This window comes from Pseudoalteromonas sp. L21 (genome assembly GCF_021728035.1).
GTDB lineage: Bacteria > Pseudomonadota > Gammaproteobacteria > Enterobacterales > Alteromonadaceae > Pseudoalteromonas > Pseudoalteromonas arabiensis.
Genome location: NZ_JAKKCV010000001.1, coordinates 277,467 through 290,758, shown reverse-complemented (window position 1 = coordinate 290,758; position 13,292 = coordinate 277,467). Strand labels below are relative to the sequence as shown.

10 protein-coding genes are annotated in these 13,292 nt (G+C 42.7%); 5 read left to right on the top strand and 5 right to left on the bottom strand.

Annotation, left to right across the window (positions count from 1 at the left end):
- The first annotated feature begins 1 nt into the window (after window position 1).
- Both lpxA and L3V41_RS01320 read left to right on the top strand, forming a co-directional pair.
- Window positions 2–772 (top strand): acyl-ACP--UDP-N-acetylglucosamine O-acyltransferase, encoded by a 771-nt coding sequence (gene lpxA / locus L3V41_RS01325; protein ID WP_062569884.1) that lies wholly within the window; start codon window positions 2–4, stop codon window positions 770–772.
- A gap of 111 nt (window positions 773–883) precedes the next feature.
- Complete coding sequence (locus L3V41_RS01320) at window positions 884–1,255, top strand: septal ring lytic transglycosylase RlpA family protein (RefSeq protein WP_193987559.1); 372 nt, start codon at window positions 884–886, stop codon at window positions 1,253–1,255.
- On the opposite strand, the gene cydC is transcribed toward L3V41_RS01320, so the two are convergent.
- From cydC to L3V41_RS01295, 5 genes are read right to left on the bottom strand one after another with little or no spacing between them, the layout of a single operon-like run.
- A complete protein-coding gene (gene cydC / locus L3V41_RS01315; protein ID WP_237127059.1) occupies window positions 1,252–2,991 on the bottom strand; it encodes a thiol reductant ABC exporter subunit CydC in 1,740 nt (579 codons plus the stop codon). The two genes, L3V41_RS01320 and cydC, sit on opposite strands and share 4 nt — an antisense overlap.
- Window positions 2,984–4,744, bottom strand: coding sequence for a thiol reductant ABC exporter subunit CydD (cydD, locus tag L3V41_RS01310; protein WP_237127058.1), 1,761 nt, complete (start codon window positions 4,742–4,744; stop codon window positions 2,984–2,986). The genes cydC and cydD overlap by 8 nt, the downstream gene beginning before the upstream one ends.
- Complete coding sequence (gene cydX, locus L3V41_RS01305) at window positions 4,734–4,886, bottom strand: cytochrome bd-I oxidase subunit CydX (RefSeq protein WP_036969707.1); 153 nt, start codon at window positions 4,884–4,886, stop codon at window positions 4,734–4,736. Before cydX ends, cydD begins: the two co-directional genes overlap by 11 nt.
- A 12-nt stretch (window positions 4,887–4,898) precedes the next feature.
- Window positions 4,899–6,038: a cytochrome d ubiquinol oxidase subunit II gene (gene cydB, locus L3V41_RS01300; RefSeq protein WP_062569888.1), complete on the bottom strand. Its 1,140-nt coding sequence runs from the start codon at window positions 6,036–6,038 to the stop codon at window positions 4,899–4,901.
- The gene (locus L3V41_RS01295) at window positions 6,035–7,612 is read right to left on the bottom strand and encodes a cytochrome ubiquinol oxidase subunit I (protein WP_062569889.1); all 1,578 of its coding nucleotides are present in this window, start codon (window positions 7,610–7,612) and stop codon (window positions 6,035–6,037) included. Before L3V41_RS01295 ends, cydB begins: the two co-directional genes overlap by 4 nt.
- Window positions 7,613–8,034: 422 nt before the next feature.
- Between L3V41_RS01295 and lpxB the strand changes: the two genes are divergently transcribed.
- The 3 genes from lpxB to dnaE are packed head-to-tail and all read left to right on the top strand — an operon-like array spanning window position 8,035 to window position 13,278.
- Window positions 8,035–9,192, top strand: coding sequence for a lipid-A-disaccharide synthase (gene lpxB / locus L3V41_RS01290; protein WP_237127057.1), 1,158 nt, complete (start codon window positions 8,035–8,037; stop codon window positions 9,190–9,192).
- Entirely contained in the window at window positions 9,182–9,787 is a 606-nt protein-coding gene (gene rnhB, locus L3V41_RS01285; RefSeq protein ID WP_237127056.1) for a ribonuclease HII, read from the top strand. The genes lpxB and rnhB overlap by 11 nt, the downstream gene beginning before the upstream one ends.
- Complete coding sequence (gene dnaE / locus L3V41_RS01280; RefSeq protein ID WP_237114259.1) at window positions 9,787–13,278, top strand: DNA polymerase III subunit alpha; 3,492 nt, start codon at window positions 9,787–9,789, stop codon at window positions 13,276–13,278. Before rnhB ends, dnaE begins: the two co-directional genes overlap by 1 nt.
- Window positions 13,279–13,292: the final 14 nt, after the last annotated feature.

The following is a 13,292-nucleotide window of genomic DNA, read 5'->3' as shown; positions in this document are numbered from 1 at the left end:
AGTGATCCATCCTACGGCAATAATCGAACCAGGTGCGAAGCTTGGAAAAAATGTCTCAGTTGGCCCTTATAGCTATATTGGCAACGATGTAACGATTGGTGATAACTGTATCATTGAGTCTCATGTGGTTGTCAAAGGCCCATCGACAATTGGTTCTGGTAACCATATTTTTCAGTTTGCATCGGTTGGTGAAGCTTGCCAAGACAAAAAATACGCGAATGAGCCAACTACTTTGATTATGGGTGACAACAATGTCATTCGTGAATGTGCAACAATTCACCGTGGCACTATTCAAGATCAAGGTGTGACTAAAATTGGTAGTAACAACTTGTTTATGGCTTACACGCACGTTGCTCATGATGCAGTCGTGGGTGATAACGTGATTTTTGCTAACAACGCCTCTGTTGCTGGTCATGTACACGTCGGTGACTGGGTGATCCTTGCGGGTAACTCGGGTGTTCACCAGTTCTGTAAGATTGGTGCACATGCTTTTGTTGGTATGTACTCAGGTGTTAATAAAGACGTACCGCCGTTTGTTACAACCATTGGTACGCCAGCAGGCCCAGTCGCAATCAACACCGAGGGCATGAAACGTCGTGGCTTTGAAAGTGATGAAGTAATGGCGACTCGACGCGCTTACAAAACACTTTATCGTAAGAGCTTAGGTGTTGAGGAAGCAATTGCTGAGCTGAGCGAAGACGCAGCGAAATACCCAGCTGTTCAGCTGATGATCGACTTTGTGAAAAGCTCTGAGCGCGGAATTATTCGCTAATCATAAGCGAACTCCTACAAAAGCCACCGTAAGGTGGCTTTGTTGTTTTTATAGTTCAGGTTTTGCTAAGTCAGCGCTTGCTATCTTCACAGCAAAAAAGGATCTAGTAATATGAACAAACTCATCGTCTTTGCATTGTTAAGCTTAATTTTAAGTGGCTGCAGTAGCTCGCCTACAATAAACTCAAGTGCCGAGGTACAAAGAGGTAAAGCCAGCTTTTATGCGGACAAATACCATGGTCGTACAACGGCCAGCGGTACAGTGTTTAATCAACAAGCATTGAGTGCAGCTCACCTAGATCTCGCTTTTGGTACCCGCGTAAAAGTGACGAATATCGCAAATAATAAAAGTGTGATTGTTAGCATTAACGACCGTGGTCCGTTTGTTCACGGTCGAATTATTGATTTGTCTAAAAAGGCATTTTCACAAATAGCTTCTTTGCAGCAAGGCGTTATTGACGTTACCGTTGAGCAACTTGATTAAAAACGAGTGATGAGCTCGACATAATCTGGCTGATTCTCAACCAGCTCAGCATGGCTTGCCATTGCTCTTATTTGCCCTTGTTCTAACCAAATGACTTTATCAACACGATTCAACATAACAGGATCATGACTGATTGTTAGCACGGTTTTATCAGCCCAGACCTTTTCGAGTGTATTAAGTAAACTGTGCTTAGTGTGATTATCTAAGCTTTCCGTTGGTTCATCAAGAACCACAAAATGACCTTGTCTTAATAATGCTTGCGCAATAGCAATACGACGTGACTGACCATGGGAGAGTTTTCTTCCTGCGGTGCCTAAACGGGTATTGAGGCCGTTTTTTAAGTTATTCAGCCATGAGCCAAGTTCTGCCTGTTTGCAAGCTTGTAATAGCATTTCATCCGTTGCATCCGGTGCCGCATAGCGTAGGTTTTCCCTTAGTGTGCCATCAAAAATATGATGCTGTTGGGCGACAATCGTGAGCTGCATAAAGCGTTCGTTAGCGTCTAGGCTACTAAGTTCAATACTGTGTTCTGCCGCTAACAGTTTTAATGAGCCAGACTGTAAAGGCCAAAGTCCGGTGAGTAAATTTACTAATGTTGTTTTACCGCTGCCACTTGCACCAACCAGTGCTACTTTGTTGCCAGCTGCAATGGATAGATTAATATCCCTCAAAGCGTAATTATGCGCCCCAGAGTATTGATAACTCACATTAGTTAATTCTAAGCCGAGCGCGTGTTGATTATTTACTTGGTCGTGCTTTTTGTAAGGCGCTGGTGTTTGTTTGTCCGCTAGCGAAAATAACCGCTCTGCTGCACTTAAAGCGACAGGGAGCTCGATAAAAGCTGCGGGCAGGGTAAGTACAGTTTCAAAACTAGCCAAGACGAATAGTGCGAGCATTGCCAATTCAACATTTTTCGTAGCGCCCGTTGCAACCAAAGGAATAATCACAAAAACGCTTGCGAGCATGGTTAATTGTATAACAAAAATGCTTAAACCATTGCTGTTCGCGATGGCTTTATGGCGAGTATAAAGTTGCGAATTATATTGCTGACTAAGTGTATCGCAGCGTGTTAACTGAGCATCATGCGCTTGATAAATTGCAAGTTCACGGTTTCCTTTTAACGTATCGGCAAGCTCAGCTCTTAGCTCAGCTGAAAGTCTGGTCTCGGTATCTGCTTGTTTGTGTAGTTTATGACTTAATAAGACTGGTAGCAGTACACCAATTATCATCAACGATATAAAACAAATCAAAGCTACCTTCGCGTTGTATGCGCTCATAAATGCCATGACAATTGGAATAGTGAATAAGGCTATTATGATGGGAAGTAAGATATTTAAGTAAAATTTATCAAGGGCATCCACATCATTTTGCAAACGATTCACAAGGTCGGCACTGCGACTCATTGCCAAATCAACGTTGTTGAGTCGGCTCAGTGTTGCAAACATTTTTACACGAACTTCGCTTAACAATAAAAATGTAGCATTGTGAGTGATCATTCGTTCGCCGTACCGTGATGCAGTTCTTACAATGGCTAAAAAGCGAATAACTCCTGCAGGTGTAAAATAATTCATATGTACACCTGCAATGCCAGCGGCTGCCATTGCGGCTAAAAACCAGCCAGATATTGCAAGCAAACCAACATTAGCAAGCACAGTCAAGCTTGCTAAAAAAGCGCCCAGTAGCAACATGCCAGCATGAGGTTTGCACAGTTTTAATAAGCGAATGAAGTTATACATGCGCTTCACCTCGACTCACAAGTTTAGCAAACAGACCCGCTTGTTCAGTGAGTTGCTGATAATGACCCGACTCGATAATTTTACCTTGCTGCATAACGTAAATATTGTCTGCGTGTTTTACCGTATTAAGCCTATGAGCAATAACCAGCACTAAATGATCGTTTGCATAATCTCGGATTGCTTGATTGATTAGCTGCTCTGTTTGGCTGTCTAAGTGTGCTGTTGGCTCATCAAGCATTAGAATTGGTGCATTCTTTAAAAATGCACGAGCAAGAGCAATACGCTGCTTTTGGCCGCCAGAGAGGCCTTCCCCTTGTTCACCCAGCATAGTATCAAAGCCATTTGGTAAGGCGTTAATAAACTCAAGTGCGCCTGCTTTTCGAGTGGCCGCAATAAGTTCATCATGGCTTGCATCTGGTTTGGCAAGGCGTAGATTGTCGGCAACACTTCGATAAAATAGTGTGGCTTGTTGTGGGATCCACGCAAGTTGCGCCTGCCAATTATGTAGTGCGATATCACTGAGTGCTTGTCCGTTAATATTGATGGCACTGTTAGCTTGATGGTGAAAACCTAAAAGGCAATCAAAGAGGGTACTTTTACCTGAGCCACTCTCTCCAACAAATGCAATTAACCCTTTATTCGGCAGACTTAAACTAATGTCGGTGACCCCTTCGTTTGTGTCAGGGTAATGATAAGTGAGTCTATGCACATGTATGTCTTTTAGCGGTGTTGATAATTGTGATGAACCCGTATGCTCATGTGCTTCGCTGTGATTAATTATATCAACCATATCAGCAGCGGCGCTGATCCCTTCTAACTTTGCATGATAGTGAGTGCCCATTTGTCGAAGTGGTAAGTAAAACTCAGGGGCCAGTAGTAACACCACAAATCCAGTGGCAAAATCGAGGGTACCAAAAAACAGTCTAAAGCCGATAATTACTGCAACAAGCGCAACACTAATGGTAGCTAAAAACTCCAAGGCGAAAGAGGATAAAAAGGCGACTTTCAGCACCCCCATGGTTGCACCACGGTAGTCATCAGAAATCTGGCTAATATTATTTAGCTCGCGTTTGGTCGCATTAAACAGCTTAAGCTGAGTCAGTCCTTGCAAACGATCAAAAAAGTAATTGCCAAGTACCGCGAGCTGTTGCCAGCGTTCTTGGTTGAGTTGCTCCGCTTTGTGACCAACTAAAATCATAAAAAATGGAATAAGCGGGGCAGTTAATAGGAAAATTAGCCCTGCTTTGTAATCGGTTGGAAAAATGACCACTAAAATAGCGAGTGGAATAAGTGCGCTGTACGCCACGCTTGGAATGTAGTTTGCGTAATATTGATGAAGTGCTTCAACACCATTATGTAAGGTATTAAGCGTTGCGCCGTACCCTTTGTGTTCACTGTAACCAGGGCCTAGTTTAGTTAACTTCGCAAGTAATGTATTGCGCATCACCGTTTTTATTTTTAATGCGGCAAGGCTACTCACTCGCTCACTCAATGCAACTAATAGGGCGCGAAGCACAATAAGGCCTGCAAGGGGCCATAGTAAAGGAGTGACAGCTTGCAAACTTGCTTGTTCAAACATAACTTGATGAACTGTGTTTGCCAGTAAATAGCAAGAGGCAATCATTAACAGGGCATTGAGTGTGCCCAGACTAATGCTTAGTTTCAGAAGCCCTGAAGCGGACTGGCTATACTGCTTTAAGAACGCGCGCAGCGTTTGCTGCTGCGCGCGATTTGGTCGGGGTTTAGTTGTCATCGTTGTTTTTGAGTCTCGCGTACAGCTCTAGCTCATCATCAGCGATGGAATCTTTATGTTGGTGAAATTCGTACCACATGACGTTGATAACACCAAGTGTACAGGCTAATAGAACACCTAATATCCAGGCGAAATACCACATAATTAAACCTCCTTAATAGCTACCGTGCGTGTTGTTTTCAATTTCACTAATCGTTACTTTGCGCCACATCTTCACATAACACCAGGTCGTGTAAGTTAAAATTAAAGGAACAAAAATAATGGCAACAACAAACATCACATTTAATGTCATATGGCTCGAAACCGCATCCCACATCGTTAAACTAATATTAGGGTTATTGCTCGATGGCATCACAAACGGGAACATTGACATACCTGCTGTAAGAATAACCCCTGCAAGCATTAGACTTGAGGACACAAGTGCTAGTGCAGGCTTGTGTAATTTTGAAAACACCAGCGCCAGAATAGCCATTACAAATGCAAGAGCAGGGAACAACATGGTTAGTGGCATTTTGCTGTAATTATCAAGCCATGCTCCAGGCGCTTGAGTTACGGTTTTTGCAAGTGGGTTTGCATAACCTTGCGTATCACCCATGCTAACAATTCGATAGCCTTCAATTTGTGATATCCACACACCAGCAATAGCGAATAACACAATAAATGCCATGAGTGCGTATCGTCCATACTGTGCTGAGCGTTTCGCAACCTCAGCATCTGTTCGAAGTTGTAACCACATACCAGCATGTCCAACTAACATCAATACACTGATCAAGCCTGCAACAATCGCAAAAGGATTGAGTAAGGCAAAGAATGAGCCTTGATAGCTTACACGCAATAGCTCATCAATATGGTAAGGCACACCTAGTAATAAGTTACCAAATGCGACCCCAAAAACGAGCGCAGGAATAAAGCTGCCAGCAAAAAGCCCCCAATCCCAATTGTTACGCCAACGGGTTGACTCAATTTTAGAGCGGTAATCGAAACCTAGCGGTCTAAAAAAGAGTGCGAATAACACCAGCATCATGGCAAAGTAAAAGCCTGAGAAGGCCGCAGCATAGACCATTGGCCATGCTGCAAATAGTGCGCCGCCAGCGGTGATAAACCACACTTGGTTACCATCCCAGTGAGCACCAATGGTGTTAATAACTGTTCTGCGTTCTACATCTGTTTTACCTACTAGGCGAAGCAAAATTGCTACACCCATATCCATGCCGTCGGTCACGGCAAAACCAATCAGTAATACACCGATTAGTAGCCACCAGATAAATTTAAGTGTTTCGTAATCAAAAATCATGACTGAGCTCCTTGGCTATCTACTTTAGCAAGTTCATGATGATATTTACCTGTATGAAGCGAGCTTGGGCCTTGCTTAATAAAGCGCAGCATTAACCAGCCTTCTACCGCAGCAAGCCCAGTATAAAATACGATAAAGCCTGTGATACTAATTAAAAGATCATTAACGGTCAGTGACGATGTTGCTAAAAAGGTTGGTAAAATTTCTGATATAGCCCAAGGTTGACGGCCGTATTCAGCGACAATCCAACCAAACTCAATGGCAATCCAAGGAAGTGGAATACTCCATACCGCAGCCCATAGTAACCAGCGTTTTTGTTCAATCACACGGTGTGCATTGTAATAAAATGCCAGAACAAATACCCCAAGCATAAGTACACCGCAGCCCACCATGATTCTAAATGACCAAAACATTGGGCCTACTTTAGGGAAGGAGTCTTTAACTGCTTTTTGAATATGTTCTTCTGTAGCATCAACGACATTTGGCGTATAACGCTTCAGAAGTAAACCGTAGCCTAAATCATCTTTTAGCGTGTCAAACTTGGCAATATTTTCAGCTGTATCATTACCGCTACGAAGCTTTTCAAGGTATTCATAGGCAAGCATACCATTGCGAATACGTACTTCATGTTGTTCTTCAAGCTCTTTGATACCGGTTACTTGCTCATCTATTGAGCGTGTTGCAATAATACCCATAACATAAGGGATTTTAACCGCAGCATGCGTGACTTGTTCTTCCGAGTCAGGAATACCGACTAAGGTGAATGCCGCAGGCGCTTCTTCGGTATGCCACTCAGCTTCAATGGTGGCGAGTTTTACCTTTTGAACTTCACCCACTTCATAGCCAGATTCATCCCCAAGTAAAATAACACACAAAATAGAGGCAAGACCAAAACCGGAAGCCACCGAGAATGAGCGCTTAGCAAAAGCGAGGTCACGACCTTTTAAGATGTACCAGCTACTAATGCCTAATACAAACATCGAGGCAGCAACATAACCTGCAGATACCGTATGAATAAATTTAACCTGTGCAACAGGGTTGAACACAAGCTCAGCAAAGCTGGTCATTTCCATACGCATGGTTTGATAGTTAAATTCTGCGCCCACAGGGTTTTGCATCCAACCGTTAGCAATTAAAATCCACAGTGCAGATAGGTTTGTTCCCAGTGCCATTAAAAAGGTTGCAGCAAGGTGCTGGCGCTTTGTTAGTCGTTCCCAGCCTAAAAAGAACATACCTACGAACGTCGATTCGAGGAAAAAGGCCATCAGACCTTCAATGGCAAGAGGTGCGCCGAAAATATCGCCCACATAGTGAGAGTAATAAGACCAATTGGTACCAAACTCAAACTCCATGGTTAGACCTGTAGCCACACCAATAGCAAAGTTTATACCAAACAACTTACCCCAAAACTTAGTCATATCACGATAAATTTCGCGACCAGTCATCACATAAACGGACTCCATGATCACTAAAATCCACGTCATACCTAAGGTAAGAGGAACAAATAGGAAGTGAAATAGGGCAGTGATTGCAAATTGCAATCGCGATAGATCCACAAACGTTTCATCTATCATTGGTTAGCTCCTTGTAAACGGTGCGGTAGACACGACAAATTTAAATTATCAAAGTTTCAGTATTTATTGAAACTTCGTAAATAGTAACCTTGTATTCATTTTAGTCAATAGTTAAATAAGAAAATAAGGTGAAATCACTGCTCACCATTTCTACAGGTTAGAGATAAAGCTCTAAAGTTTCAAATGATTAATTACTTTAAAGAATAAGATATTCAGTTATTACTTAATGGGTAGCGATTACTTCATTTGAGGTATCAGCCTTTAGTATGCTGAACTTTGAAGTGATGTAGAGTGACCTAAATGATTAACCTTTGAGCGTTATTTCAATTTCTAGTATTTATTCAGCGCGTGACATTTATCCTGTTGCTAAAACACGGTAAACTAATTTTTATATGTGCCTTTGAGTTGCGAATTATCAACGAATGAAAGAACAAAAAACGCCGTTACGTATTGCCTTGGTGGCAGGGGAGTTATCGGGTGATATTTTAGGTGAAGGGCTGGTAAAAGCACTTAAAGTCCGTTTTCCAGATGCCATATTTGAAGGCATTGCAGGCCCACGTATGCAAGCGGCTGGCTGCAAAACACTATTTGATATGGATGAATTATCGGTTATGGGGCTCGTCGAAGTTTTAGGCCGCTTACCGCGTTTACTTAAAATTCGTAAACAGCTTGTACAGCATTTTATCGAGAACCCGCCTGATGTATTTATTGGTATTGATGCACCAGACTTTAACTTGCGTGTTGAAAAACCTTTAAAAGAGGCAGGTATTAAAACGGTTCAATATGTTAGTCCGTCGGTGTGGGCATGGCGTGAAAAACGTATTCACAAAATTAGTGCTGCAACTAACTTAGTGTTAGCACTGTTACCGTTCGAAAAAGCATTTTATGATAAGCATAATGTCCCTTGTACATTTGTTGGGCATACGCTTGCAGATGATATTGCGCTTGAACATGACCAAAATGATGCACGCCATCAGTTAGGTTTAGCTCAAATGGATAAGGTGCTTGCGTTATTACCAGGCAGTCGTGGCTCAGAGGTTGGCCTGTTAAGCGAAACTTATATTCAAACTGCTGCAAAGCTACAAGCTGCGAACCCTGAGCTGAAAATTGTGGTGCCGTTAGTTAATGAAAAACGAAAAGCTCAATTTTGCGATGTGTTGGAAAAAACAGCACCCACGTTAAAGTTAAAGTTACTAGACGGTAAATCAAACCTCGCTATGCAAGCGGCGGATGCTATTTTACTGGCATCAGGTACGGCAACACTTGAAGGCATGCTTTACAAAAAGCCCATGGTTGTTGGATATAAAATAAAGCCAATGAGTTATTGGATTTTCAAAACATTATTCACTTTCAATATTAAATATTTTTCATTGCCAAATTTATTGGCAGATGAAGAACTGGTACCTGAATATTTGCAAACAGAGTGTAATGTTGAGAACTTAGTTGCTGCATTAACCCCCATGTTAAATTCCGATAATGCAAAACTCAAAGCACGCTTTTTAGCTATTCACAAAGAAATTAGATTAAATGCCAATGAACAAGCTGCGGCTGCAGTTGCGGAGTTACTAAATGCAGATTGAACGACCCAATGTTAACTTTATTGCGGGTGTCGACGAAGTTGGCCGTGGTCCATTAGTCGGTGATGTAGTCACAGCCGCGGTTATTTTAGACCCTGCAAAACCTATTGCAGGCTTAACCGACTCAAAAAAGCTTTCCGATAAAAAGCGTCAATTGCTTGCAACCGAAATAAAAGAAAAAGCACTTTGCTATGCTGTTGGCCGTTGTAGCCCAAGTGAAATTGACGAATTAAATATTTTACATGCCACTATGCTGGCAATGAGTCGTGCTGTTGAAGGCTTGAGTGTAAAGCCTGAGTTTGTATTTATTGATGGTAATCGTGTGCCAACTCAATTAACGGTCCCCGCTCAAGCTGTTGTAAAAGGTGATAGTTTAGTTGCTGAAATTTCAGCAGCGTCCATTTTGGCTAAAGTTGCCCGCGATGATGAAATGATCGAGCTTGATAAACGTTATCCAGATTATGGTTTTGCAGGCCATAAGGGGTACCCGACGAAAGCACATTTTGCGGCACTTGAACAATACGGTGCAATTGCAGAACATCGTAAAAGCTTTAAACCTGTACAGCGCATTTTGGCGTTAAAAGGAGAGCAACGCTAATGCCAACGCCGCAATTTGTCCACTTACGTGTTCACTCCGACTTCTCAATGGTGGATGGTCTTGCTAAAACTAAACCAATAGTTGCAAAGGCTGAAGAGTTACAAATGCCTGCGCTGGCAATCACCGATCAAATGAACTTATGTGGTTTGGTGCGTTTTTATGGTGCTGCCCATGGCGCGGGTATTAAACCTATTGTTGGCGCTGATTTTTGGCTAAGAAGCCCTGAGTTTGAAGATGAACCATGTCGTATAACCATATTAGCGAAAGATAATGACGGCTATAAAAATCTCACATTATTGATTTCTAAGGCGTATCAACGCGGGCATTTATTTCATCGCCCAGTTATTGATCGTGAATGGTTAGTTGAACTAAAAGACGGCTTGATTATTCTCTCTGGCGCGAAAGACGGCGATTTAGGTAAAGCACTGCTTAAAGGTAATGCAGGGCTTATTGAGTCAGTAGTAAGCTTTTATAAACAGCATTTCAGCGATCATTACTACCTTGAATTAATTCGAACAGAGCGCCCATTAGAAGAAGATTATTTACACCTAGCCGTAGAGCTTGCCGCACAAGAGCAGTTACCTGTGGTGGCAACGAACGAAGTGGTGTTTTTAAAACCAGAAAACTTTGAAGCTCACGAAATTCGCGTAGCAATTCATGATGGTTACACGCTTGAAGATAAGCGCAGACCTAAACGCTTTTCAGATCAGCAATATCTAAAAACAGCGGAGCAAATGGCTGAGCTATTTAGTGATATTCCTGAAGCGTTGGAAAACACTGTGGAAATTGCCAAACGCTGTAATGTAACCGTGCAGCTCGGGACTTACTTCTTACCAGATTACCCAACCGGTTCGCTGAAAATTGAAGACTTCTTGGTTAAGGTCTCTGAAGATGGCCTTGAAGAGCGTTTACAGTTTTTATTCCCAGATGAGCAAGAGCGAAAAGAAAAACGTGGTGAGTATGACGAGCGTCTGAAAATAGAGCTCGACGTAATCAACCAAATGGGTTTCCCTGGTTACTTCTTGATCGTAATGGAGTTCATTCAGTGGAGTAAAGATAACAATATTCCGGTAGGTCCTGGGCGTGGTTCAGGTGCCGGCTCATTGGTGGCTTACGCGCTGAAAATTACCGACCTTGATCCGCTCGAATTTGACTTACTATTCGAACGTTTCTTGAACCCTGAACGTATTTCAATGCCCGATTTCGACGTTGATTTCTGTATGGATAGGCGCGATGAGGTAATAGATCACGTAGCGGCGCTTTATGGTCGTGACGCGGTATCTCAGATTATTACCTTTGGTACCATGGCTGCAAAAGCGGTTATCCGTGACGTAGGCCGTGTACTTGGTCACCCTTACGGCTTTGTTGATCGTATTTCGAAATTAGTACCGGGCGATCCGGGTATGACCTTGGCTAAAGCCTTTGATGTTGAGCCGCGGTTACAAGAAGCCTACGACGGTGATGAGGAAGTAAAAGAACTTATTGATATGTGTCGCATCCTTGAAGGGTGTACACGTAATGCCGGTAAGCACGCTGGTGGTGTTGTAATATCGCCAACAACGATTACTGATTTTGCCGCCCTTTATTGTGATGATGAGGGTAAATTCCCAGTCACTCAATTTGATAAAAACGACGTTGAGACGGCGGGTTTAGTTAAGTTTGACTTCTTAGGTCTAAGAACACTTACTATCTTGCAGTGGGCACTTGATATGACTAACGAGCGCCTCGCTCGTGAGGGTAAAGAGCCGGTTGATATCAACGCCATTCCACTTGATGATAAGCCAAGTATTGAGTTACTGCTACGCGCCGAAACGACCGCGGTATTCCAGTTAGAATCTCGTGGTATGAAAGATCTTATTCGTCGTCTAAAGCCCGACTGCTTCGAAGATATGATCGCACTGGTAGCACTGTTTCGCCCAGGTCCATTGCAATCAGGCATGGTAGATAACTTTATCGACCGTAAGCATGGTCGCGAAGAGTTATCTTATCCAGATGTGCAGTGGCAACACGATAGCTTGATACCGATTCTAGAACCGACCTACGGTATCATTCTTTATCAAGAGCAGGTAATGCAGATTGCGCAGGTACTGGCTGGCTATACACTAGGTGGCGCTGACATGCTGCGTCGTGCGATGGGTAAGAAAAAGCCAGAGGAGATGGCAAAGCAACGTTCAACCTTCGAAGAAGGAGCTGTTAATAACGGAGTTGACGGCGAACTTGCAATGAAAATCTTCGACTTGGTAGAGAAGTTCGCAGGTTACGGTTTCAACAAATCTCACTCTGCTGCATATGCTTTAGTGTCGTATCAAACGCTGTGGATGAAAACTCATTACCCAGCAGAGTTTATGGCTGCGGTAATGTCGGCGGATATGGATAACACCGATAAAATCGTTACCTTGGTTGATGAATGTGAAAACATGAAACTAACCTTGTTACCGCCTGATGTGAATGCGGGTGAGTACAAGTTTACGGTTAACCGACAAGGTGAGATTGTATACGGTATTGGCGCCATTAAAGGAGTAGGTGAAGCGCCTGTTGAAGCCATTTTAGAAGCGCGAAGTGAAGGTGGGGCTTTCAAAGACTTATTTGATTTTTGTGCGCGAGTAGATTTAAAACGCTTAAATAAACGCGTGGTTGAAAAACTTATTTATGCCGGTGCACTTGACCAATTAGGACCAGATAAAACCCAGCCAGGTCGTGCGACTTTATTAGCCAGCTTAAAAGATGCCATGCGAGCAGCGGATCAGCATCATAAGGCTGAGTCACTAGGGCAGGCCGATTTATTTGGGTTATTAGCCACAGAGCCTGATGAAGTTGAACAAGCATTTATAAAAGCAACAGGTTTAACTGATAACGAATGGCTTGATGGCGAAAAAGAAACATTGGGCCTTTATTTAACTGGTCATCCTATAAATCAGTATAGAAAAGAGCTAAGACACTACACATCGGGCCGTCTGGTTGACTTACAACCAACAAACCGCGATGTGCAGTCAACGGCTGCTGGCCTTGTTATTAATGCACGAACCCTTATTAATAAAAAAGGAAATCGGTGGGGTCTTGTAACTTTAGATGACAAGAGTGCCCGTATTGATGTACGCTTATTCCCAGAACAGTTTGAAATGTACCAAGATATGCTACAAGTTAATAATATCTTGGTGATATCTGGACAGGTCAGCTTTGATAACTTCTCCGGTGGCATTACAATGACCGCTAGAGACATATGCACCATTGCTCAAGCGCGAGAAAAACGTATTAAAGCGATTAAAATGACGTTGAATATGGTGCAAATCGAGGCGAACTTCTTCGATAATTTACAAAAAGTACTGGAACCTTATAAGTTTGGTACTTGTCCTATAAAAGTATTCTATCAACGTCCGGATGCGTTGGCTGAGATTACCTTAGGAACCGAATGGTGTGTTACGCCTAGTGATGACTTAATTCATAAGTTATCACTGATGGCGGCGCAAGATGTAGAACTAGAATTTAATTAATTAGGTAGTTTAGA

Bases quoted from the DNA above. Each gene is read 5' to 3' on its own strand.
- L3V41_RS01320 (WP_193987559.1), top strand. From the start codon at position 884: ATGAACAAACTCATCGTCTTTGCATTGTTAAGCTTAATTTTAAGTGGC.
- cydC (WP_237127059.1), bottom strand. From the start codon at position 2,991: ATGTATAACTTCATTCGCTTATTAAAACTGTGCAAACCTCATGCTGGC.
- cydD (WP_237127058.1), bottom strand. From the start codon at position 4,744: ATGACAACTAAACCCCGACCAAATCGCGCGCAGCAGCAAACGCTGCGC.
- cydX (WP_036969707.1), bottom strand. From the start codon at position 4,886: ATGTGGTATTTCGCCTGGATATTAGGTGTTCTATTAGCCTGTACACTT.
- cydB (WP_062569888.1), bottom strand. From the start codon at position 6,038: ATGATTTTTGATTACGAAACACTTAAATTTATCTGGTGGCTACTAATC.
- L3V41_RS01295 (WP_062569889.1), bottom strand. From the start codon at position 7,612: ATGATAGATGAAACGTTTGTGGATCTATCGCGATTGCAATTTGCAATC.
- lpxB (WP_237127057.1), top strand. From the start codon at position 8,035: ATGAAAGAACAAAAAACGCCGTTACGTATTGCCTTGGTGGCAGGGGAG.
- rnhB (WP_237127056.1), top strand. From the start codon at position 9,182: ATGCAGATTGAACGACCCAATGTTAACTTTATTGCGGGTGTCGACGAA.
- dnaE (WP_237114259.1), top strand. From the start codon at position 9,787: ATGCCAACGCCGCAATTTGTCCACTTACGTGTTCACTCCGACTTCTCA.